The sequence below is a fragment of the Novosphingobium sp. 550D genome (genome assembly GCF_057401885.1).
Genome location: NZ_CM171613.1, coordinates 165796 through 186821 on the forward strand (window position 1 = coordinate 165796; position 21026 = coordinate 186821).

Below are 21026 nucleotides of genomic sequence, written 5' to 3' on the forward strand. Positions count from 1 at the left end.
AGTGACCATCGCCAACCTCACCAAAGGCAAATTGCCGATCGATCTGCCCCATGAGGCGATCGATCCCGACCAATGGCCCTCGGTCAACGAGATCATGCATTGGTCGGGGCGGATGAGCCATGCGGCTCTGGCGCTGGCGATCGGTTTGGGCTTGGCGCTGTTGCTGCATCTGGCCTGCTTCGCCTTTTTGCGGCGCATGGCCCGGCGCACCGAAAATCCGGCCGAAGCCGTAGCCGCCGCGCAATTGTACCATGCCTTTCGCTGGGCCTTTCTGGCGGGGGGCATGGCGTCGGCGGCGGGCGGCAATCGGTTGGTCGACAAATTGTGGAGCGGGATCGAAGGCTTTGTAGTCCCGGCCCTGACCGGCTGGGTGCTGTTTGCACTGGTGCGTACGGCGGCCGAATTGATGAGCCGCCGCGCCACCGCATCGGGCGATGAAATGACCGGGCGCAGCAGAGCGACGCGAATCGCCCTCATTTCGCGCTCTATGGCCTTCCTGATCATTTTTGTGACCGTGGCGCTGATCCTGCTGGGCGTGCCGGCGGTGCGGCATATTGGCGCGACACTGATCGCGTCGGCCGGTTTGATGGGTCTGGCGGTCGGTGCGGCGGCCCAGCCTGCGCTCAAATCGCTGATCGCGGGGTTACAGATCGCCCTGACCGAACCGATCCGCATTGGCGATTTCGTGGTGGTTGAGGGCGAACAGGGCCGCGTAGAGGATATCCGCCTGTCCTATGTCGTGATCCGCACCGGGGACGAGCGGCGGTTGATCGTGCCCACGGTCAAATTCCTCGACGCGACTTTTCAAAACTGGACCCGCGTGGGCGGCATCACCGGGTCGGTCATCCTGCCCATCCGGCCCGGTTTTGCGATTGACCCTATCCGACAGGCCTTTCGCGCCGCTCTGGCCGACATGCCCGCGTGGGATCAACGTACCGGTGATCTGGTTGTATCAGAATCGCGTGTTGGCTCGGTCGAATTGAAACTGGTGGTCAGCGCGACCAATCCCGCCGACCTTGGCGCTTTACGCAACGAACTGCGCGAATGCATGCTGGAATGGTTGCGGGTGAATGCGCCCGATGCGCTCTGCACCGAAACCTGATCACGCGGATTGCGGGCAAAAGAAAACCCGGCCGAAGCCGGGCTTGAAAAGTTTGGGAGAGGATGCCTGAAAGGCAGGGTCTTTATGACCCCAGTCAGGTTTTTGTGCAAGTGCGAAACGCAGTGTACCGATTGCAAAGAATGCAACGACTGAGAATGTAATCGCAACTGGCGCAATTCCGGCGTCTGCGTGGCGCCGTATCATCACCCTTGTTACAAAAAATGAATCCGCCCTGCCGTTGCGCTGCAACGCACAAGAAATCGCACCCTGCGGATTGCGGACAAAAAAAGGCCCAACCGTTGCCGGTCGGGCCGTGGAAGTTTTGGGAGAGGATGCCTGAAAGGCCTGTTCCGTATGCCCAACAGCGGGCCTTGCGGCAAATGCGGATTCATCATGGACGATTGCGAGAAATGCAACAAATGGATCGAACCGCAAATTTAACGCCAAATCATGCCCTTACCAAACCACCCCAAAACATGCCTTGTTGCGCAATACGTATGCAATACAAATCTAAACCGGGGCGTGCCCACGCACACCCCGGTTTAACCACCATAACCCATCAGAATCAGTGGGCGAAAAGCAGACTCGGCCCGTCTTTCAGATCGAGGAAATAGCGCGTCACCCCGCCCAGCAGGAATTCCCGCAACCGGCTGTGACCAAAGGCGCCCATCACCAACAGATCCGCCCCCAGACGCGCCACCGCGCTGGCCAGCGTTTCCTCAATCGAACCAACCCGCGCCAGCGAATCAATTTCCGCCTTCACCCCATGGCGCGACAAATATTGCACCGCATCCAGCGGCGGAAACACGCCCGCCTTGTCGCCCACGGTCAGAACGTGGACCTGTCCCGCCATCTTGAGCAGCGGCAGACCGCCCCGCAGCGCCACGGCCGCCTCATGCGAACCGTCCCACGCCACCGCGACGCAATTGACCGGCACCGACATAGGTTTGTCATCGCCCACGATCAGGATCGGTGCCTTGCCATCCACGGCCAGTTGCCCAGCAAATTCGCAACCGCGCGACAGCACAATAACATCCGACAGCAGCGACGCCTCGGTCATCGCATCGACCGGCTCTTCCTCGCCACGCAAAACGTCGAAAGGCACATCCTCGTTGCGCAAATGCGCGGCCAGCTTTTCGGCATATTCATCGTCGCGTCGCACCGCCTCGCGCACCGCATCGGCCGCCAGATAGCCCCCGCCCAGCGCATCCATCGCCATGAAACGCGCCACCGGCGTATCGATCAACACGCTGAGATGGCCGCCAGTGGCCCGCGCCAGCGAAAGGGCCGTTTCCAGCCTTGCAGAGGTTTCCTCGGTTTGGTCGGCATAAACCAGAATAGAGCGCATCGTCGGTCTCCCTTATCGCTTTTGACCGTGTCCCTTCCGTCGGGGGCAAATTTACTCCTCTAACCGTAACCTACCATGACTCAGGTCAAGCAACGCCATGGATTCGCGTTTTTGCCGCCCCCCATGCGCATGAAAAAAGGCGGCGGCGCATCATGCGCCACCGCCCTTCAATTCCTGCCAACCGGCCAGCTGTCAGACCAGAGAAGCCTTGAGCGCTTCGGCCAGATCGGTCCGTTCCCAGGGGAAGAAATCGCCATCGGGCTTGCGGCCAAAATGGCCATAGGCCGCGCTGGGGCCATAGATCGGCTTGTTCAGCCCCAGACCCAGACGGATGCCGCGCGGGGTCAGACCGCCCAGCTTTTCTTCCGCCACCTTGGCAATCGCGGCTTCGAGCAGCGCGTCAGCCACCGAACCCGTGCCCGCCGTATCGACATAGAGCGAGAGCGGACGCGCCACGCCAATGGCATAGGACAGCTGGATCGTCACCCGCGTGGCAAGGCCGGCGGCCACCACATTCTTGGCCAGATAGCGCGCGACATAGGCGGCGCTGCGGTCAACCTTGGTCGGGTCCTTGCCGCTGAACGCGCCGCCGCCATGCGGGGCCGCGCCACCATAAGTGTCCACGATAATCTTGCGCCCGGTCAGGCCCGCGTCACCATCGGGGCCACCGATTTCAAAGCTGCCCGTGGGGTTGATGTGCCACACCGTATCGCCCGAAATGAAACCGGCGGGCAGGATCGCGCCCACGGCCTGCTTCACATAGGCTTCCAGCTCGGCCTTCTTGGCGCCTTCGTCATAACCCGCCTTGTGCTGGGTCGAAACGACGATGGCGGTGGCGGCCACCGGCTTGCCATGCTTGTAACGCAGCGTCACCTGACTCTTGGCGTCGGGTTCAAGGAAAGGCGCCGCGCCCGAATGACGATCCTTGGCCAACTGTTCCAGGATCTTGTGGCTGTAATACAGCGTCGCGGGCATCAGGTCGGGGGTTTCATCACAGGCAAAGCCGAACATGATGCCCTGGTCGCCCGCACCCTCGTCCTTGTTGTCGCCCGCGTCCACGCCCTGCGCGATATGCGCCGACTGACCATGCAGGCGGTTGATGAATTCGAACTGTTCCCAATGGAAACCGTCCTGTTCATAGCCGATGCGCTTGACCGTATCGCGCACGGCCTTTTCGATTTCTTCCTGTGCGCCCGGCGCCCATGCGCCATTTTCATAGACGCCCTTGCAACGGATTTCGCCCGCCAGCACCACAAGCTGGGTCGTAGTCAGCGTTTCGCAGGCGATGCGCGCTTCGGGATCCTTGGACAGGAACAGATCGACGATGGCGTCGGAAATCTGGTCCGCGACCTTGTCGGGATGACCTTCCGAAACGCTTTCGGAGGTGAAGAGGTAATCACTGCGCGCGGTATCGGACATTGGGAGACCTGCCATATAAAGGTTTCTTTATGCGGCACCGTCACTAGCCGCGACGGCGCCGCAACACAAGGGCGCCAACCACAAGAAGAACAATTGCGACCCCAATTGAGACGAAGTTGCCCCATTTTGCGAAGAATGTCGGGGCCAGAGCGGGCGGCACAAAACCATCCAGCCGCGCCGCAACGCCGCGCCCTGCATGTTGACGCACCACGCCATGGGCGTCGATCACGGCGCTGATGCCATTGGTGGTCGAACGCAGGACCGGCAAACCTTCCTCAATCGCTCTTAACCGCGCCTGTGCCAGATGTTGCGGCGGGCCCCAACTGCCGAACCAGCCATCGTTGGACGGGTTGAAGATGTAGTCGGGCCGGTGCGCCCGATCGACCACCGCGCCGGGAAAGATGATCTCGTAACAGATCTGCATCCCCGCCTTGCCCAATGCGCCCAGATCGAGCGTTTGCGGCCCCGGACCGGGGCGAAAATCGAAATCGCCCGGCACCAGTCGCTCAAGCCCGATCATCTTGAGCCACTGACGCTGGGGTAGGTATTCGCCAAAAGGCACCAGATGAGCCTTGGCGTAATGGGCGGCAATATCGCCATGTTCATCGATGCCGGTAATGACATTCTGCCCCCCGGTCGCATTGCGCCCGACAAGGTCCAGATCAACCGTGCCGGTCAGCAACAGCCCACCTTCACCAATCGTGCGTGCCAGACGCCACCGGGCCAGCCACGGGTCGCCGCCAAAAGTGTATTGATAATACCATGCCGGATAACCATCGCGGACATAATCCGGCACGCCCGATTCAGGCCACAGGACCAAACGCTTCTGCCCCGCCTTCAATGGCGCCGACAATTTGGCCGAAGCCACATATTGGGCCTCGAAATGCGCGGGATCGTCCAGATCCTCCTGCGCAACATTGGGCTGGATCAGTGTATAGGCGACACGGCCTTGCGGCGTTGCAGGCCCCGGCACTGCCATCACGGCAAGGCCCAGCGCGAAAGGCCCGGCGATCATCCCGCCACCATCACGGCGCCGGCCCGTCAACCACAGCAAACGCCCTTCGGCCAGAATGCCCCCCAGAATGACCACCAGCCCCGACAGACCATAGGTGCCCAGCCACGGCGCCAATAACGCCAGCCCCGGCTTCGCATCACCGCCGAGCAGCGCCACGCCGAGAGGATTCCACGGAAAGCCGGTGAACAGCCACCCGCGCAGTGCCTCTGTCAAAATCCAGAAACCGGCAAAACCTAAAACGCGCGACACCGCCCGCCCGCGCAAAAACCAGCCCCCCGCCATGGCCATGGCTGGAAACAGCGCCAGATAGAGCGAGAGCAGAAACACCGCCAATCCGCCCAGCCATGACGGCATTTTGGCCTGATACGTAAAGGCTGTGGCGATCCAGTTCAGCCCCAGCGTGAAATGCCCGACACCCCAGAGCCAGCCCGCCACCGCCGCCCAGCCCGCATGGGGCAATCGCGCCGCGATCCACAACAGAACCGCCACGCTGAAAAAGGTCAAAGGCCAAAGCCCAAGCGGTTGAAAGCCCAGCGCGCCAACCGCGCCAATCGCCATCAACGCCGCTCCGCGCCAACCCCAATGCCAGCACGCGTGGGCAAACAGCTTTGCCTTGCGCTTATATTTGCCGAAATATCTGTCGTGCCAAGGCTTAGCCGCATCATCCATGGCGGCATGCTTTAGCGGGGGCGGCCCATGCCGTCACCCCGCCTTGGCATCATGTGCCCACAAAGGGGACTTTTTATTCCGCGCTGTCGCTGGGCGCGGGCGCAGCCACCTTGCGGCGGGGCGCACGGCGCTTGGGCGCAGGCGCTGCTTCGGCCGAAACTTCGGCAACCACGGCGGGCGCTTCAGCGACGGGCTTGACTTCGACCGGCGCAGCTTCAGCAACCGGCTTGGCTTCCACGGATTTGCGCGGGCTGGCCGAAATGGCGGGGGGCAGAGCGGCGCCAAGACCCGAACCATCCACGACCACTTCTGCGGCTACACGCGGGGTGCGAGGGGCACGTTCTTCGCGAGGTGCGCGTTCTTCGCGAGGGGCGCGTTCTTCACGCGGCGCGCGATCGTCGCGACGGGGGCGACGTTCTTCACGGCGGCCACGCGGCACGCGCGGACCACGGTTTTCGCGCAGGAACGGATTTTCCGCCGGCTCGTAAATGTTCGAGGACGATTCGCTCGAACCTTCGCCTTCACCGTCACCGGCTTCTTCGACGGGTTCTTCGACGCGGCGCTGAACCGGGGCATCCTGACGCGGTTCGCTGCGTTCTTCGCGTTCGCGGCGAGTATAGACCGGCGGCGCGTCGAAAGCGGGGAAATCGCTCTCTACGGTGAAATCGCCCTGATCGTCGCCATCGTCACGACCACCTTCGCCATTTTCCTGCCAGCGATCGTCACGGCGGGCGCGCGATTCTTCCTGACGCAGGCGGGTGTCGGCAATCACGCGAAAGTAATGGTCCGCGAATTGCAGGTAATACTCGGCCTGAACGCGATCACCGTTAAGATGGGCATCCTGGGCAAGTTTGCGATATTTTTCCAGCAATTGCGGAGCATTGCCCCGCGCCCGGCTGTCGATCCGGTTAAGCTGCTGACCACCATTTTGCGGCCGGTTGTTGTTGCCCCGGCCACGGCGGCGGTTATTCCCACGATTGTTGTTCAAGGGTGAGTATTCCTTAACCCCGGATCGCCGCTCGGCCTCTTTGCCGGCGTGCTCCTCGTCCTGTCATTATGCCGCACCGCGAAATTTCGCAGCGTAGCCCTGTTTCGTCGGGTCCGGCCCTTATCGGCCTATCCTGACGAAGATGCTGGAGTAGCACCAGCCAGAGGGGAAGATCCCATCCCTCGGCGGTCCTGTAGTTCAATTAAAAGGCCCGCCGCCAAAAGCCAAGCAGAATCTTACGCACTGCCCCCGCTTTCCTGTGAAAGAAGCAAGGCGCGGGGGCGATTGGCCAGATCAAGGCGCAATTCTACGGCAAATCCGGCCTGGCGGGCGATCTCGCTGACGGCTTCGGCCTGTTGATAGCCGATTTCCAGCACCGCGACGCCGCCGGGAAGCAACAGCCCCGGCAATTGGGGAATCAGGATGCGATAATCGTCCAGCCCCTGCGCACCGGCGAACAGCGCGCTGGCCGGTTCAAAATCACGGACACTGGGGTCCAGCGCGGCATCGCTTTCGACATAGGGCGGGTTCGACAGGATAAGGTCAAACCGGCCCAGCCCATCGGCCCAGCCCGCCTGCGTCCAATCGGCCAGCACCATCTGCACCCGCTCGCCCATGCCCAGCGCCGCCGCATTGCCCCTCGCCACGGTCAGAGCATCAGGCGAGGCGTCAATCCCCACCCCTTCGGCTCCCGGCCGTTCATGCAGGACCGAGAGCAACAAGGCCCCCGTCCCCGTCCCGCAATCCAATACGCGCGCGGGCGAGGTACACGCATTGAGCGCGGTTTCCACAATTGTCTCGCTGTCCCCCCGCGGGATCAGCGTGGCGGGCGTGACACGGAACGACAGGCCCCAGAATTCCTGCTGTCCGGTAATATGGGCAACCGGCTCATGCCGAGCGCGGCGATCAATCAAAGCGTCGAAACCATCGGGCACGGAATCGCCCATATGTCGCAACAACAGATCCGTACGCGAACATTGCAAAACATGGGCCATCAACACTTCGGCATCCAGCCTTGCGGTATCACTGGTCTGGCTCAACCTTTGCGCCGCATCGCGGATGGCCAGCGCAATATTATTCACCTAATGCCGCCAGCCTTTTGGCCTGATCCTCATGGATCAGCGCCGAGACCAGTTCGCCCAGCCCCGGCCCTTCCAAAATTTCGGGCAGACGGTGCAGCGTCAGGTTGATGCGGTGATCGGTGACGCGGCCTTGGGGGAAATTATAGGTGCGGATGCGTTCGGATCGATCCCCGCTGCCCACCATCGCCTTGCGGGCCTCGGCCTCGGCGCCCTGCGCTTCCTCGCGCTGAACCTCGAACAGGCGGGCGCGCAAGACCTGCATCGCCTTTTCCTTGTTCTTGTGCTGGCTGCGCCCGTCCTGACACGTCACCACGGTCCCGGTGGGCAGATGGGTGATGCGCACGGCCGAATCGGTGGTGTTGACGTGCTGTCCGCCCGCGCCGCTGGCGCGATAGACGTCGATCTTGAGGTCCTTGTCCTCGATCTGCACATCCACCTCGTCCGGTTCGGGCAGGATGGCGACCGTGGCCGCGCTGGTATGGATGCGCCCGCCGCTTTCGGTCACGGGCACGCGCTGAACCCGGTGAACGCCGGATTCGAATTTCAGCTTGGCGAAAACGCCCTGCCCGCTGACATGGGCGACCACTTCCTTGAAGCCGCCGATCTCGCTGGCGTTGAGGCTGACCATTTCCACGCGCCAGCCCTGCTCGGCGGCATAGCGTTCGTACATGCGGAACAGGTCGGCGGCGAAGAGGGCAGCCTCGTCTCCCCCGGTTCCGGCGCGGATTTCCAGCATGGCCGGGCGGCTGTCGGCATTGTCGCGCGGCAGCATGGCGATCGAGAGCGCGCGCTCGGCATCAGGCAGCGCGGCGCGGATGCGGGCGATCTCCTCCTCGGCGAGCTCGCGCATGTCCGGATCGTCCAGAGCGGCAAGGCTTTCCAGCTCGCCGCGCATCGTCGCCACGTCCGATGCCGCGCGGGCCACCGGCTCCAGTTCGGCGTAATCGCGACTGGCCGCGACAAATTCCGCGCCCTCCAGCGTGCCGGAGGCCAAACGCGCCTCCAGCTCGGCAAAACGCGCCGCAATCTGGGCCAGACGTGTGGAGGGGATGGTCATTTAGGCGATCAGCGATAGCCAACCATGCTCCGGGCGTTCCATTGCTGGAGCACCTCGACCGCACCTCTCCAAACCCGCTTCTGATCTTCAGTAAACAATCCATCAGGGCCGACTTGCTGTCGTTGATTCGATCTCACTTCGCCATCCACCATGTTGAGGGTGATCATCATGTTTGAAGACATCCGCGCTGCCTTATCGAACCGCTTCTTGGGCGATCCCGTTGAGACCAGATCAGCAGACAGATGGCTCGAGCGGAGCATCGCTAGCAATTGGATTGCAGAGCGTAAGCAACCATCATGCTCAACAACGACAATAACATCGGTGCGATCCTCGGCCATTAGGCCCTCGCCCGACACCAGCATCGCCAGCCGCTCAACACCCGCGGCCCAGCCGACCGCAGGCGTCGGCGCGCCGCCAAGGCTTTCCATCAGGCCATCGTAACGCCCGCCGCCCAGCACCGTGCCCTGCGCGCCCAGACGATCCGTCACAAATTCAAACGCGGTGTGGCGATAGTAATCCAGCCCGCGCACCAGCGCGCCGTTGCGCGTCCATGCCACGCCCGCCGCATCCAGTCCGCCCGTGACCGCGGCGAAGAAGTCCTGCGCCTCGGCCGAGAGATAATCGTCAATGCGCGGGGCATTGGGCAGGAAAGCCTTGTCACGCGGGTCCTTGGAATCGAGGATGCGCAGCGGGTTCTTTTCCAGACGCTCCTGCGAATCTTCCGACAATTCGCCCTTCACCGCGCGGAAATAGTCAATCAGCGCCGCGCGCCACGCTTCGCGGCTTTCCCCATCGCCCAGCGTGTTGAGCGTCAGCGTTACGCCTTCGCTGATCCCCAGTTCCTTCAGCAACTGATCGGCCATGACCAGCAGTTCAACGTCGGCGGTGGGTTCGCCCGCCCCGATCACCTCGGCATCGATCTGGTGAAACTGGCGATAGCGGCCCTTTTGCGGGCGTTCATAGCGGAACAGCGGGCCATGCGTGGCGAGCTTCACCGGCGCATATTGCTTCCAGCCATTGGTCAGATAGGCGCGCGCCAGACCGGCGGTAAATTCCGGGCGCAGGGTCAGCGATTCCCCGCCGCGATCCTCGAAAGAATACATTTCCTTCGACACCACATCGGTCGTCTCGCCAAGGCTGCGCGAAAACACCGTGGTCTTTTCAAAAACCGGCATTTCCACCCGGCGGAACCGGTACAGTTTGCGCACACGCTCGAACGTTTCCACCACAAAGGCGAAAGCGTCGGCATCGGCGCCGAAAATGTCCTGGGTGCCGCGGATGGCCTGCGGCGTTTCGATCTGGGGCTTGCTCATGTCTGGCCCCCCTATACATTGGCGCGGCCAAGGTGAAGCCCTTCCTGTCGAAAGCGAGGCGCAATCGGGCGGAAAAACGCCGATGCTGACAAAGGGGTAAATATCGTGTTCACCCCTCTTGCTGGCGGCCGATCTTCGCGCCATGAAGTGTATCCATGACAAAACGCCTGAATGTACGCGCCCGGATCACGCTGGGCCTTTCCGCCGCTCTTCTCGTTTCCACCCCGGCCATGGCGCAGCGTTCCGCCCCCACGGCCATCCCGGTGGTACAGGGCGTGCCCGATGCCAAGGATGTGCCCTATCCGGGCGGCACCATTGCGCTGGACATTGACGCTACCGACATCGCGCGCGGCATTTACCGCGTGACCCAGAATGTGCCGGTGGCGCCGGGCGCGAAAAGCCTGATCCTGCAATTGCCGCAATGGGTTCCGGGCGGGCACAATCCGCGCGGCACGATCGACCAACTGGTCGATGTGAAATTCTATGCCGATGGCAAGCTGCTGCATTGGTGGCGCGATCCGACCGAAGTCTTTGCCTTTCACATCGACGTTCCCGCAGGCGCCAAATCGGTCGTGGCCAAATTCGCCCATACCTCGCCTCTGGCCAGCAGCGAAGGGCGCATCACGATGACGCCCGAAATGCTCAACCTGCAATGGGACCGGATGAGCCTGTACCCCGCCGGCTATTACACCCGCCAGATCAAGTATAAGCCGACCGTCACCCTCCCCGAAGGATGGCAGGTGGCAACCGCTCTGGATGGCAAGCAGGTGAGCGGCAACAAGGTGACGTGGGATGTCATCGACTATGAAGCTCTGGTCGATTCGCCCATTTTCGCGGGCGTCAATTTCAAGCGTTTCGACCTTGGCCATGGGGTTGCGATGAATGTCGTGGCCGATAAACCCGAATTGCTCGACATCAAGCCCGAACATCTGGCCACCTATAAGGCGCTGGTGGACGAAGCATGGGCGACGTTCGGTTCGTTCCATTTCGACCATTACGACTTCCTGCTGGCGCTGACCGATCGGATGGGCGGGATTGGTTTGGAACATCACCGTTCTTCGGAAAACGCGATGATGCCCAAGGTCTGGACCGACTGGAAGGATCTGGACTGGGCGCGCAATGTGATTTCCCACGAATTCACCCATAGCTGGGACGGCAAATTCCGCCGCCCGGACAAGCTGTGGACCCCCGATTATCGCCAGCCGATGCAGGGCAACCTGCTGTGGGTTTACGAGGGTCAGACGCAGTTCTGGGGCTATGTTCTGGCCGCGCGTTCGGGCATTCAGACCAAAGAATCGATCCTGGGCGCCTTTGCCGCCAATGCGGGCATGTTCACCCAATGGGCGGGCCGCGATTGGCGCAGCGTCGAGGACACCGGGTTCGACCCGGTCATTTCGGGCCGCCGCGCCAAGCCCTATGCCAGCATCAACCGCAACGAGGATTATTACACCGAAGGCGCGCTGATGTGGCTGGAGGCCGATGGCATCATTCGCGAAGGCACCAAGGGCAAGAAGGGGCTGGACGATTTCGCCAAGGCCTTCTTTGGCATCAAGAACGGCGATTGGGGCGAAGTCACCTATAATTTCAAGGATGTGGCCGCCGCCCTCAACGGCGTTTATCCCTATGATTGGGAAGCCTTCCTTGACAAGCATATGAACCAGCCCGGTCAGCCCGCCCCCTTGGCGGGGATCGAAAAGGCCGGGTACAAGCTGGTGTGGAAGGACACGCCCAATCCCTATGACAAGGGCCGTTTCGGTTCGGCCAAGGTGCTCAGCCTTGCCCATTCGCTGGGCATCGTGCTGAACCGTGAAGGCGTGGTGACCTCGACCCTTTGGAACAGCCCCGCGTTCGACGCTGCGCTGGTGACGGGCACCAAGATCGTCGCCATCAATGGCGCGACCTATAGCGAGGACGCGATGAAGGCCGCGATCACCGCCGCCAAGGGCAATGACAAGCCCATCACTCTTGTCACCCAGCGCGGTGAGAAGGTGGCGACCATGGTGCTGAACTATCACGACGGCCTTCGCTATCCGTGGCTGGAAAAGGCGGTCGAAGGCAAGGAGCCTGCTGGCCTTGACCTGCTGCTCTCGGCCAAGCGTCCGGGCGCGAAGTAAATGAAAAGGCGTGCGGGTATGCGGTGGATGCTGCCCGCACGTTTTTCATGGTTTCTGGGCCTCTTTGCATTGGGCACGGGCCTGCTGGCGTTCGAAGGGTTGCGATGGGGTCAGGCGGTGCTGGGCGGGTTCGATCTGGGCGCGCTGGTGTTCATCGCCTCGCTCTGGCCGCTATCGCGCGACAATTCCCATGCCCAGATGCGCCTGCACGCGCGCCAGAATGACGCCAATCGCTTTGCCGTGCTGGTGATCAGCGCGTTGATCATGCTGGTGATCGTCACCGCGCTCTTTGTCGATCTGCCTCATGCCCGCGGCGACATCGGTTATGCCAAAGGGGTGGCGCTGGCCCTTATTCTGGCCAGTCTGGTTATCGCATGGATATTTTCGAACCTTATTTATGCGCTGCACTATGCCCATCTCTATTACGGCGGAAATAAGGAAAGCGGATTGCGCTTCCCCACAACCGAAGAGGGCGAGGCACAGCACTGTCCTAATTTTTGGGACTTTTTCTATTTTTCTCTGACCATTGGCATGGCATTTGCCACATCGGACGTTGAAATCACCACCCAACGCATGCGCCGCGTGGCAACAGTCCATGGCGCGCTGGCGTTTTTCTACAATCTGATCGTTCTGGCTTTTACGATCAATGTCACAGCGGGCAGCTGAACACTTAACCAATTGGGCGCAAGTTTACAGGTATTAAGACCGCACCGCTGTTGCAATGCAATACGCCCACCGCTAGGGCTTTCCCCGCAGATTCCTGCGCGACACCCGCAAGGGGCGGTGTTGCTCACATATAAAAATGACGGTGCCATGGACATCAGCAAAATTTCGGTCGGCAAAAGCCCGCCTGACAACCTGAACGTCATCATCGAGGTTCCCACTGGTGGCGAACCTGTGAAGTATGAGTTCGACAAGGAATCGGGCGCGCTGTTCGTGGACCGTATCCTGCATACGCCGATGCGCTATCCCGCCAATTATGGCTTTGTGCCCCACACGCTCTCGCCCGATGGCGACCCGCTTGACGCGCTGGTGGTGGCCCGTTCGCCCTTCGTGCCCGGTTCGGTTGTGCGTTGCCGCCCGATCGCGGTGCTCAACCTTGAGGACGAAGCCGGCGGCGACGAAAAGCTGCTCTGCGTTCCCGACGACAAGACCTTCCCTTACTATGCCAACGTGAAGGAAAAGGAAGACCTGCCCGACATCATCGCGCAGCAGGTTGAACACTTCTTCACCCACTACAAGGATCTGGAATCCGAAAAGTGGGTGCGCGTGGGCACCTGGGGCAATGCCGCCGAAGCGCGCCAGATCGTGACCGAAGCGATCGAACGCTATCAGGCCGGCAAGAAGGCCTGAGAATGCGAAAGGGGCGGGTCAAACCGCCCCTTTTTCTTTGTCCAGTCTCCCGCGCGCCTAATCTCCGGCAATCGTCATGCCATCGACCCGGATCGTGGGCACGTTGATCGTGCGATGCCATTCCAGATCGCTGGCCGGGGTCATCCCCTTGAACATGTCGATCAAATTGCCCGCCACGGTGAATTCGGCCACCGGCCCGGCAATCTCGCCCCGAATGATGCGATAGCCCGACGCGCCCCGGCTGTAATCGCCGGTCACGCCATTGACGCCGTGCCCGATCAACTCGGTCACATAGACGCCATCCTCGATATCCGCGATCAGTTCGGCCACTGACAGGCTGCCCGCCGCCAGATGCAGGTTGCCCGGCGCGACGCCCAGCGCCCCGCTGCCCCCGCGTGCGGCGTGGCCCGTCGGCGTCAGGCCCAATTGCCGCGCCGACGCGCATTCCATCAGCCAGCCGGTGATGCGCCCGTCACGCACCACGTCACGTGCAGCCGTCTGCAAACCTTCGCCATCGAACGGACGCGAACGAAACCCACGCGGGCGCAACGGATCATCGACAATCCGCACCGCGCTGTCGAACAGTTGCTCTTCCAATCGCCCGATCAGGAAACTGGCGCGCCGCGCAATGGACGCACCCGACATCGCGCCCAGCAGATGCCCCACCAGCGATCCGCCCACACGCGGATCCAGCACGACCGGCATCGGCCCGCTCTTCATCCGCCCCGGATTAAGTCGGGCAACGGCGCGCTCACCTGCCTGCTGACCGATTTCGGACGGAGAGATCAGATCCTCACGGTGGCGCGCCATGCGGGCGGCGTAATCGCGCTGCATATTGCTACCTTCGCCCGCCACGACGCTGGCCGAAATCGAACGGCTGGTGGCGGCATAGGCGCCCGCGAAACCATGGCTGGTCGCCAGAGCCATAACGGCCCCGCCGCTTGACGCGCCTGCGCCTTCGCTGTTGGTAACACCCGCGACGGCACGTGCGGCATCCTCGGCCTCCTCGGCAAGGGCGCGCAATGCCTGCGGGCTGGGTTCGCCACTGTCGACCAGATCGAGATCGGGGAACGGCCCCTTGAACAGCAATTCCTCCGGCGCGAGGCCCGCATAGGGATCTTCGGGCGCGCCCTGCGCCATGGCCAGCGCGCGCGCGGCCAGTTCGCTCAAAGCCTCATCCGACAGATCCGACGAGCCGATCGAGGCCGAGCGCCGCCCGACAAAGACGCGCAGGCCAATATGCTCGCTCTCGGAACGCTCAACATCCTCCAGCTTGCCCAAACGGACCGAAACGCTTTCCGAGGCATCGGCGATATAGACCGCGTCGGCGGCATCGGCCCCAGCCTTGCGCGCGCGTTCGACAAGGGCTTGCGCCCTTTCCTGAGCCTGAAGCGTGGTAAGCATGGTGTTCTGGCAAGCTCCTGAGGTGGCGCAAAGTTTCGCGCGAGGGGCAGGCTCTACAATCCCGCCCGCCCAAGAGCAACGACCATCACCCCACCATCATGGCCAGCAGGCGAAAGCCCCCGGTGACGATAAAGGGCAACCCAATGGCCGCCCCCCACACCAACGCCCGGTCGCGGTAGAAGGCCGGCGCGCGGGCCGGATCACCTGCTTCGGCATCGCTCAACCGCGTCCATCGCCGCTCCATCTGGCGACAGGCAGGGATGATCCCGGCGACCAGCACGACCAGCGCCAGCCCCGGCAAAACCGACGCGCTGCCTTCACGCAGGGCGGCAATGGTCACGAAAATCTGCAATCCGGTATAAACCAGCAGAGCATAGGCGATATGATCGCTGATCCGCTTACGCCAGTCCAGCATCGCCTCCCCCCGTCTGGTGCGGGGAATCGGGCGCGCTTTGCGCGGCGCAATACGGGCAATCGCTTCAACGCGTGCCTTGGCCATATGGCCCTCTCCCCAACTTCCACGGCCCATTAGCCTTTAGTACGAGTAAATCATCGATACCCCGATCGATCAAGCGCATTCACCCGCGCCGGGATAGGACGATTTGTCCTAGCGCCGAACCGAGGTGCATTGCATTTTGCCATGCATGAAACCTGCCAATCGGGCGCATCACCCTTGCCGATTGCCTCTGCCGCGCCTAAAATGCCAAAAGATGACGCAGACAATCGCCCCCGATGCTGGCCAGACCAGCCGACAGTCCGACCCACAAGGCTCGTTTTCCGGGCTTCAGGTGGTGTCCATCGCCAAAAGTTATGACAAGCGGGCGGTGTTGACCGACATCTCGCTGGAGGTGGCCAAGGGCGAGGTCATGGGCCTGCTTGGCCCCAATGGCGCGGGCAAGACGACGTGCTTCTATTCGATCATGGGGCTGGTGCGGCCGGATTCCGGGCGCATCCTGCTCGACGGGATCGATATTACCAATCTGCCGATGTATCGCCGCGCGATTCTGGGCCTTGGCTATCTGCCGCAGGAAACCTCGATCTTTCGCGGCTTGACGGTGGAGCAGAATATTTCGACCGTGCTCGAACTGGTCGAACCCGATCCGGCGACGCGGGCGGGCGAACTGGAACGGCTGCTCGAAGAATTCGGCCTGACGCGCCTGCGCTCCAGCCCGTCGATGGCGCTGTCGGGCGGTGAACGCCGCCGCGCCGAAATCGCCCGCGCGTTGGCGGCCAAGCCTTCGATCATGCTACTGGACGAACCTTTTGCGGGCATCGATCCGCTCTCCATCGCGGACATTCGCCATCTGGTGCATGATCTGAAACAGCGCGGCATCGGCGTGCTGATCACCGACCACAATGTGCGCGAAACGCTGGAAATCTGTGATCGCGGCTGCATCATCTATGGCGGGCAAGTGCTGTTCGCGGGCAGCCCCGAAGCGCTGGTGGCCGATGAAAACGTGCGGCGGCTCTATCTGGGCGAAGGCTTTACGCTGTAATGCCAGCAGGGGGCGCATAAAGGATCATGGCGCTGGGGCCGCGCCTCGACCTTCGCCAGACGCAATCGCTGGTGATGACGCCGCAATTGCAGCAGGCGATCAAGCTGCTCACGCTGTCCAATCTGGAAATCGAGGCGTTCATCGGCGATGCGCTGGACGCCAACCCGCTGCTCGAAATCGGCGAGGCGGCCCCGCCCCCGGTTGAAACCATCGAACCGGATCAACGCCGCACCAGCCTTGAAACATCCCCCTGCGATCAATTGATCGGCGAAGGGCGGGCCGAGGAAGATCGTCCCCTCGACATCAATGCCGAAACGCTGGACATTGACCGCGACACCGGCGACGCCCCGCCAGAACGCTATGAACAACCCTTTGAGGGCGAGGCGCAGATCTCCGGCGGCGGCGAAGCCCCCGCGATGGAGGAATATGGCGCCGGCGATGAAACACTGGCCCAGCATTTGCACGATCAGATCGGCGCGGTGGCGCGCGATGCCAAACTGGGCTTCATCGCCCGTTTCATCATCGATCAATTGGACGAGGCAGGCTATCTGGCCATGCCCCTGCGCGAAATTGCCATCGACCTTCAGGTATCGATGGACGAGGCCGAAGCCGCGCTGGCCTTGGTCCAATCGCTTGACCCCACCGGCATTGGCGCGCGCAGCCTGTCGGAATGTATTGCGCTTCAGGCCCGCGAGGCGGACCGTTACGACCCGGCCATGGCGCGCATGATCGACAATCTGGAGATGATCGGCCGCGGCGAATTGCCGCGCCTGCGCCGGATGTGCGGCGTGGATGAAGAAGATTTCGCCGACATGCTGGCCGAATTGCGGGGTTACGATCCCAAGCCGGGGCTGCGCTATGGCGGCGGGGTGGCCGCGCCTGTGGTGCCCGACATCCTGATTACGGCGCGCGCCGATGGCGGCTGGAATGTTGCGCTCAATCAGGCCACCCTGCCCAAGCTGATCCTTAACCGCAGTTATTATCTGGAAATGCGCGGGGCGTGTAAGGGCAAGAGCGCGGCCAAGGAGGATCGCGGTTGGTTGTCGGAAAAGCTGGCCGATGCCAACTGGCTGGTGAAAGCCTTGGACCAGCGGCAGAAGACGATCCTGAAAGTGGCCAGCGAATTGGTGTGCCAACAGGAAGGCTTTTTCCGCCAAGGGGTCAGCCAGTTGAAGCCGCTGACCCTGCGCGCCGTGGCCGAAACGGTGGGATTGCACGAATCGACCGTCAGCCGCGTCACCAGCAACAAATATCTGATGTGCGAGCGCGGCACCTTTGAACTCAAATATTTCTTCACCAGCGGCGTTTCGGGTTCCGATGGCGAAGGCGTTTCGGCCGAGGCGGTCAAGGCCGCAATCAAGCAATTGATCGACAATGAGGATCCCAAAAAGATCCTGTCGGATGACACGCTGGTCGATCTGCTGAAAGAAAAGGGCTTTGAACTGGCCCGCCGCACGGTGGCCAAATATCGCGAGGCGATCGGGCTTGGCTCCTCGGTTCAGCGGCGGCGCCAAAAGGCCCTGAGCGGGAAGCGTTAAGCGGAAAGTTCCGCCGCACGCCCCCGCCACGCCTGCGCCAGCGCCGGCATCGCGGCCAGGTCAGGCAGGACCGAAGGATCCGCCTTGTGCCCCCCGCCGATCAGCACATGGAACAGGCGCGACACCGGCCAGTCTGCCAACCCGCGTTCGACCAGAACCAGTTGATCGCCCGCCTGCACCACGCCTTCCTCGATCACGCGATAGTACCAGCCGGAACGCAGGTTCTTGACGATCTTGGCCGCCAGTGGCGCGTGGCCGAAACGATGGCCCAGTTTCCAGCACGGCTGACGGCCATGGCTGACCTCGATCAAGGCGCTGCCCAAACGGAAACGGTCGCCCAGCAGAACCTGATCCTCGGTCAGGCCCAGCGTCGAGATATTTTCGCCAAACCCGCCCGGCGCATTCAACAGATCGTGGTCGCCCAGATCGCCCTTCCACGCCGGATAATGGTCAAAGGCATAGTGGTGGATCGCCTTGTCCGGGCCGCCATGATGTTTGCGGTCGGCCTGTTCATCGCCCTCAATCCCCAGAAAGCCCACGCGAACCGGGCCGTCGACCGGGCGCTTCGCAATCGCGCTATGTTCATCGGCGTCGCGGAAACGGGTGGCGGTGCCTGTCATCACGGCAAGGATGGGGGTGGAAAAGCTGTTCATCGTCAAAGTCATGAGGCAAGCTCCAGCCCTCGTCAATGGCCGTTCACGCCTCCAGTTCGACATCCCAATAGAGCCAGTCGCGCCATGTTTCGTGCAGGTAATTGGGAGGGAAGGCCCGCCCCCTTTCCTGCAATTGCCAACTGGTCGGGCGGATAGGGTGGGTCAGAAGCGGCATATGCGCCTCACGCGGGGTTCGCCCGCCTTTTTTGAGATTACACGGCGAACAGGCCGCCACGATATTTTCCCAACTGGTGCGGCCGCCAAGCCGCCGGGGCAGCACATGGTCAAAGGTCAATTGATGCGGATTGCCGCAATATTGGCAGGAAAACCGATCCCGCAGGAAAACGTTGAAACGGGTAAAAGCGGGAAATTCCGAAGGCCGCACATATTGCCGCAGCGCGATGACCGAGGGCAATTGCATCGCCGAATTCTGGGAATGCACCTCGCGCTCGTAACTGGCGATAATGTCCACTCTTTCCAGAAACACCGCCTTGATCGCGGTCTGCCATGGCCAGAGGCTTAAGGGGTAATAAGAGAGCGGAGTAAAGTCCGCGTTCAACACCAATGCGGGACAATCGCTCAAATGGCGGGAGGGATCCTCCCCGGCGCTGCGGAACCGGGCCGCGCGCTCTATCAGCTCCGCGTTGAGCATGGCTCCTGATAACAAGCATGAATGACGGTTTGGCGACAAATCATGGGCGTAATCAACACCGTCTTTTCGCCAAGGTCAAGCCTTGCCAGAGGGCAATATCCACATACATGTTGCGCGCGATGATCCGAACCCGTTTTGCCCCCAGCCCCAATGGCCTGCTGCATCTTGGCCATGCCTATGCCGCCATCGTCGCGCATGATCTGGCCCACGGCGCCAAGGCCCATGGCGGCGGCGAATTCCTGCTGCGGATAGAGGATATTGACGCCGCGCGTTCACGCCCCGAACTGGCGCAGGAAATGCTGACGGATCTGCAATGGCTGGGGCTGGATTGGGATGGTCCGGTGGTGTGGCAATCTTCGCGCCTGTCATCCTATGGCGTGGCGGCGGATCATTTGCGGGGGCTGGGCCTGCTCTATCCCTGTCGATGCACGCGGGCGGAAATTGCGGCTGCGGCGACGCGGCATGGGCCGGACGGGCTGATCTATCCGGGCACATGCCGGGGGCGTGATGTCGATCCCGAAGGCGCGGCTTGGCGATTGGACATGGCGCGGGCGGCGGCGATGGCAGGGCCATTGGTGTGGGAGGATGAACTGGCCGGGCCTCAGGCCGCAACGCCCGAAATCTTTGGCGACATCGTGTTGCTGCGGAAAGAGGCTCCGGCATCCTATCATCTGGCCGCGACGATGGATGATGCGGCCGATGGCATCACATTGGTCACGCGCGGGGCCGATCTGTTCGCGGCCAGCCATGTGCATCGCCTGCTTCAGGCGCTGCTCGATCTGCCCGTGCCGCGATGGTATCACCACGGCCTGATTGTTGAAGGCGACGGGCGCAAACTGGCCAAACGGCGGGGCAGCCCTTCGCTGTCCGACATGCGCCGGGACGGGGTGGACGGGCGCAAACTGGTCGATGATCTGCGGCGCCACCATCTGCCCGCTGGCCTTTCGCTGGCAACAGGCATAGGCTGCGCCCCATAACAAGGTGGGAGAAGGGCGATGCTGAAATATGTTCTCATTCCGGTGATTGTGGTGGCCATGGGTTTCGTGCTGGTCAGCCTGGTCAAGGGCATCGTCGCCTTTTTGAACACCACGCGCAGCGATCTGGAAAGCGGGTCGGGCATTGGCCCCAGCCCGATGCAGTTAAAGCAGAACGAAATGATGTTCGCCCGCATCAAATATCAGGCTCTGGCGGTGATCGTGGTTGCGGTGCTATTGGCCACGGCCCGGTAATCGCAAACAGGACAAGACTTTGGTCAAGCTGAACAAGATTTACACCCGCACCGGCGACAAGGGCACGACCGGGCTGGTGGATGGATCGCGCGTCGACAAACATGCCGCCAGAATGGAAGCCATCGGCAGCGTGGACGAGGCCAATAGCGCGCTGGGGCTTGCCGTGGTGGCGGTCGATGGGGCGCATCGCGACGCTTTGCTGCGGATTCAGAATGACCTGTTCGATCTGGGCGCGGATCTGGCCACACCGGGGGAAGATTTCGCGCCGGGACCGATGGTGCTGCGCATTGTCGGGGCACAGGTCGACTGGCTGGAAGGCGCGATCGATGCGGTGAATGAGGCGCTCAATCCCCTGACCAGCTTCATCCTGCCCGGCGGATCGGAAGGCGCGGCGCGCACCCATATTGCGCGGGCCGCCGTGCGCCGTGCCGAGCGCGCCTGTACCGCGCTGGCCGCCGCCGAGCCGGTTAATCCAGCCGCTCTGGCCTATATCAACCGGTTGTCGGATTATCTGTTTGTTCTGGCGCGCGCTCTGAATAACAATGGCGCCGATGATATTTTGTGGGTGCCGGGCGCCAGCCGCAGCGCCTGAAC

21 protein-coding genes are annotated in these 21026 nt (G+C 62.1%); 9 read left to right on the forward strand and 12 right to left on the reverse strand.

Translation table 11 applies throughout. The features are described 5' to 3' along the window. Position 1: 1 nt before the first annotated feature. The gene (locus AC2S2E_RS00780) at positions 2–1102 is read left to right on the forward strand and encodes a mechanosensitive ion channel family protein (RefSeq protein ID WP_486524652.1); all 1101 of its coding nucleotides are present in this window, start codon (positions 2–4) and stop codon (positions 1100–1102) included. Here AC2S2E_RS00780 and AC2S2E_RS00785 read toward each other — a convergent pair whose 3' ends face one another. The 8 genes from AC2S2E_RS00785 to hisS all read right to left on the reverse strand — a co-directional run bounded on the left by AC2S2E_RS00785 (position 1103) and on the right by hisS (position 9993). Then, positions 1103–1549, reverse strand: coding sequence for a hypothetical protein (locus AC2S2E_RS00785; RefSeq protein WP_486523383.1), 447 nt, complete (start codon positions 1547–1549; stop codon positions 1103–1105). Positions 1550–1667: 118 nt separating this feature from the next. Further along, positions 1668–2450, reverse strand: coding sequence for a universal stress protein (locus AC2S2E_RS00790; RefSeq protein ID WP_476104251.1), 783 nt, complete (start codon positions 2448–2450; stop codon positions 1668–1670). A 192-nt stretch (positions 2451–2642) separates the two neighbouring features. Then, positions 2643–3869 carry a methionine adenosyltransferase gene (gene metK, locus AC2S2E_RS00795; protein ID WP_476104252.1) on the reverse strand — a complete coding sequence of 409 codons (1227 nt, stop codon included), beginning with the start codon at positions 3867–3869 and terminating at the stop codon, positions 2643–2645. 43 nt (positions 3870–3912) lie between these two features. After that, positions 3913–5553: an apolipoprotein N-acyltransferase gene (gene lnt / locus AC2S2E_RS00800; RefSeq protein WP_486523385.1), complete on the reverse strand. Its 1641-nt coding sequence runs from the start codon at positions 5551–5553 to the stop codon at positions 3913–3915. Between the two features lie 73 nt (positions 5554–5626). Beyond that, positions 5627–6541 (reverse strand): DUF4167 domain-containing protein, encoded by a 915-nt coding sequence (locus tag AC2S2E_RS00805; protein WP_486523387.1) that lies wholly within the window; start codon positions 6539–6541, stop codon positions 5627–5629. A gap of 236 nt (positions 6542–6777) precedes the next feature. Further along, positions 6778–7623 (reverse strand): peptide chain release factor N(5)-glutamine methyltransferase, encoded by an 846-nt coding sequence (prmC, locus tag AC2S2E_RS00810; RefSeq protein ID WP_486523388.1) that lies wholly within the window; start codon positions 7621–7623, stop codon positions 6778–6780. Further along, the gene (gene prfA, locus AC2S2E_RS00815; RefSeq protein ID WP_486523389.1) at positions 7616–8680 is read right to left on the reverse strand and encodes a peptide chain release factor 1; all 1065 of its coding nucleotides are present in this window, start codon (positions 8678–8680) and stop codon (positions 7616–7618) included. The genes prmC and prfA overlap by 8 nt, the downstream gene beginning before the upstream one ends. 8 nt (positions 8681–8688) lie before the next feature. Beyond that, positions 8689–9993: a histidine--tRNA ligase gene (hisS, locus tag AC2S2E_RS00820; protein ID WP_486523390.1), complete on the reverse strand. Its 1305-nt coding sequence runs from the start codon at positions 9991–9993 to the stop codon at positions 8689–8691. Between the two features lie 155 nt (positions 9994–10148). Between hisS and AC2S2E_RS00825 the strand changes: the two genes are divergently transcribed. The 3 genes from AC2S2E_RS00825 (at position 10149) to ppa (ending at position 13460) form a co-directional block, all read left to right on the forward strand. Then, the gene (locus tag AC2S2E_RS00825; RefSeq protein WP_486523391.1) at positions 10149–12107 is read left to right on the forward strand and encodes a M61 family metallopeptidase; all 1959 of its coding nucleotides are present in this window, start codon (positions 10149–10151) and stop codon (positions 12105–12107) included. Between the two features lie 18 nt (positions 12108–12125). Then, positions 12126–12773 (forward strand): DUF1345 domain-containing protein, encoded by a 648-nt coding sequence (locus AC2S2E_RS00830; protein ID WP_486523392.1) that lies wholly within the window; start codon positions 12126–12128, stop codon positions 12771–12773. Between the two features lie 147 nt (positions 12774–12920). Continuing rightward, positions 12921–13460 (forward strand): inorganic diphosphatase, encoded by a 540-nt coding sequence (gene ppa, locus AC2S2E_RS00835; protein ID WP_476104260.1) that lies wholly within the window; start codon positions 12921–12923, stop codon positions 13458–13460. A gap of 57 nt (positions 13461–13517) precedes the next feature. Here ppa and AC2S2E_RS00840 read toward each other — a convergent pair whose 3' ends face one another. Then, positions 13518–14864 carry a TldD/PmbA family protein gene (locus AC2S2E_RS00840; protein WP_486523393.1) on the reverse strand — a complete coding sequence of 449 codons (1347 nt, stop codon included), beginning with the start codon at positions 14862–14864 and terminating at the stop codon, positions 13518–13520. Positions 14865–14949: 85 nt separating this feature from the next. Then, positions 14950–15363: a hypothetical protein gene (locus tag AC2S2E_RS00845; RefSeq protein WP_486523394.1), complete on the reverse strand. Its 414-nt coding sequence runs from the start codon at positions 15361–15363 to the stop codon at positions 14950–14952. Between the two features lie 211 nt (positions 15364–15574). Between AC2S2E_RS00845 and lptB the strand changes: the two genes are divergently transcribed. Continuing rightward, positions 15575–16360, forward strand: a complete 786-nt coding sequence (gene lptB, locus AC2S2E_RS00850) for an LPS export ABC transporter ATP-binding protein (protein ID WP_476104263.1) — start codon at positions 15575–15577, stop codon at positions 16358–16360. Positions 16361–16386: 26 nt separating this feature from the next. Then, a complete protein-coding gene (gene rpoN / locus AC2S2E_RS00855; RefSeq protein WP_486523395.1) occupies positions 16387–17898 on the forward strand; it encodes an RNA polymerase factor sigma-54 in 1512 nt (503 codons plus the stop codon). On the opposite strand, the gene AC2S2E_RS00860 is transcribed toward rpoN, so the two are convergent. Next, entirely contained in the window at positions 17895–18563 is a 669-nt protein-coding gene (locus AC2S2E_RS00860; protein WP_486523396.1) for an MOSC domain-containing protein, read from the reverse strand. The genes rpoN and AC2S2E_RS00860 overlap by 4 nt on opposite strands. A gap of 31 nt (positions 18564–18594) precedes the next feature. Continuing rightward, positions 18595–19203, reverse strand: coding sequence for an HNH endonuclease (locus AC2S2E_RS00865; protein ID WP_486523397.1), 609 nt, complete (start codon positions 19201–19203; stop codon positions 18595–18597). A 119-nt stretch (positions 19204–19322) separates the two neighbouring features. On the opposite strand from AC2S2E_RS00865, the gene gluQRS reads away from it, so the two are divergent. The 3 genes from gluQRS to AC2S2E_RS00880 are packed head-to-tail and all read left to right on the forward strand — an operon-like array spanning position 19323 to position 21024. Next, positions 19323–20180 carry a tRNA glutamyl-Q(34) synthetase GluQRS gene (gene gluQRS, locus AC2S2E_RS00870; RefSeq protein ID WP_486523398.1) on the forward strand — a complete coding sequence of 286 codons (858 nt, stop codon included), beginning with the start codon at positions 19323–19325 and terminating at the stop codon, positions 20178–20180. Positions 20181–20201: 21 nt separating this feature from the next. Next, on the forward strand, positions 20202–20432 hold the full coding sequence (locus AC2S2E_RS00875; RefSeq protein ID WP_476104446.1) for a hypothetical protein: 231 nt from the start codon (positions 20202–20204) through the stop codon (positions 20430–20432). Positions 20433–20451: 19 nt separating this feature from the next. Next, positions 20452–21024: a cob(I)yrinic acid a,c-diamide adenosyltransferase gene (locus AC2S2E_RS00880; RefSeq protein ID WP_486523399.1), complete on the forward strand. Its 573-nt coding sequence runs from the start codon at positions 20452–20454 to the stop codon at positions 21022–21024. The last annotated feature ends 2 nt before the right edge of the window (positions 21025–21026 follow it).

Excerpts from the sequence above, each read along its gene's own strand:
- AC2S2E_RS00865 (WP_486523397.1), bottom strand. The coding sequence starts at position 19,203 with ATGCTCAACGCGGAGCTGATAGAGCGCGCGGCCCGGTTCCGCAGCGCC.
- AC2S2E_RS00845 (WP_486523394.1), bottom strand. The coding sequence starts at position 15,363 with ATGGCCAAGGCACGCGTTGAAGCGATTGCCCGTATTGCGCCGCGCAAA.
- gluQRS (WP_486523398.1), top strand. The coding sequence starts at position 19,323 with ATGATCCGAACCCGTTTTGCCCCCAGCCCCAATGGCCTGCTGCATCTT.
- ppa (WP_476104260.1), top strand. The coding sequence starts at position 12,921 with ATGGACATCAGCAAAATTTCGGTCGGCAAAAGCCCGCCTGACAACCTG.
- lptB (WP_476104263.1), top strand. The coding sequence starts at position 15,575 with ATGACGCAGACAATCGCCCCCGATGCTGGCCAGACCAGCCGACAGTCC.
- rpoN (WP_486523395.1), top strand. The coding sequence starts at position 16,387 with ATGGCGCTGGGGCCGCGCCTCGACCTTCGCCAGACGCAATCGCTGGTG.
- AC2S2E_RS00830 (WP_486523392.1), top strand. The coding sequence starts at position 12,126 with ATGCGGTGGATGCTGCCCGCACGTTTTTCATGGTTTCTGGGCCTCTTT.
- AC2S2E_RS00860 (WP_486523396.1), bottom strand. The coding sequence starts at position 18,563 with ATGACTTTGACGATGAACAGCTTTTCCACCCCCATCCTTGCCGTGATG.
- lnt (WP_486523385.1), bottom strand. The coding sequence starts at position 5,553 with ATGGATGATGCGGCTAAGCCTTGGCACGACAGATATTTCGGCAAATAT.
- AC2S2E_RS00825 (WP_486523391.1), top strand. The coding sequence starts at position 10,149 with ATGACAAAACGCCTGAATGTACGCGCCCGGATCACGCTGGGCCTTTCC.
- AC2S2E_RS00790 (WP_476104251.1), bottom strand. The coding sequence starts at position 2,450 with ATGCGCTCTATTCTGGTTTATGCCGACCAAACCGAGGAAACCTCTGCA.
- hisS (WP_486523390.1), bottom strand. The coding sequence starts at position 9,993 with ATGAGCAAGCCCCAGATCGAAACGCCGCAGGCCATCCGCGGCACCCAG.
- AC2S2E_RS00840 (WP_486523393.1), bottom strand. The coding sequence starts at position 14,864 with ATGCTTACCACGCTTCAGGCTCAGGAAAGGGCGCAAGCCCTTGTCGAA.
- prfA (WP_486523389.1), bottom strand. The coding sequence starts at position 8,680 with ATGACCATCCCCTCCACACGTCTGGCCCAGATTGCGGCGCGTTTTGCC.
- metK (WP_476104252.1), bottom strand. The coding sequence starts at position 3,869 with ATGTCCGATACCGCGCGCAGTGATTACCTCTTCACCTCCGAAAGCGTT.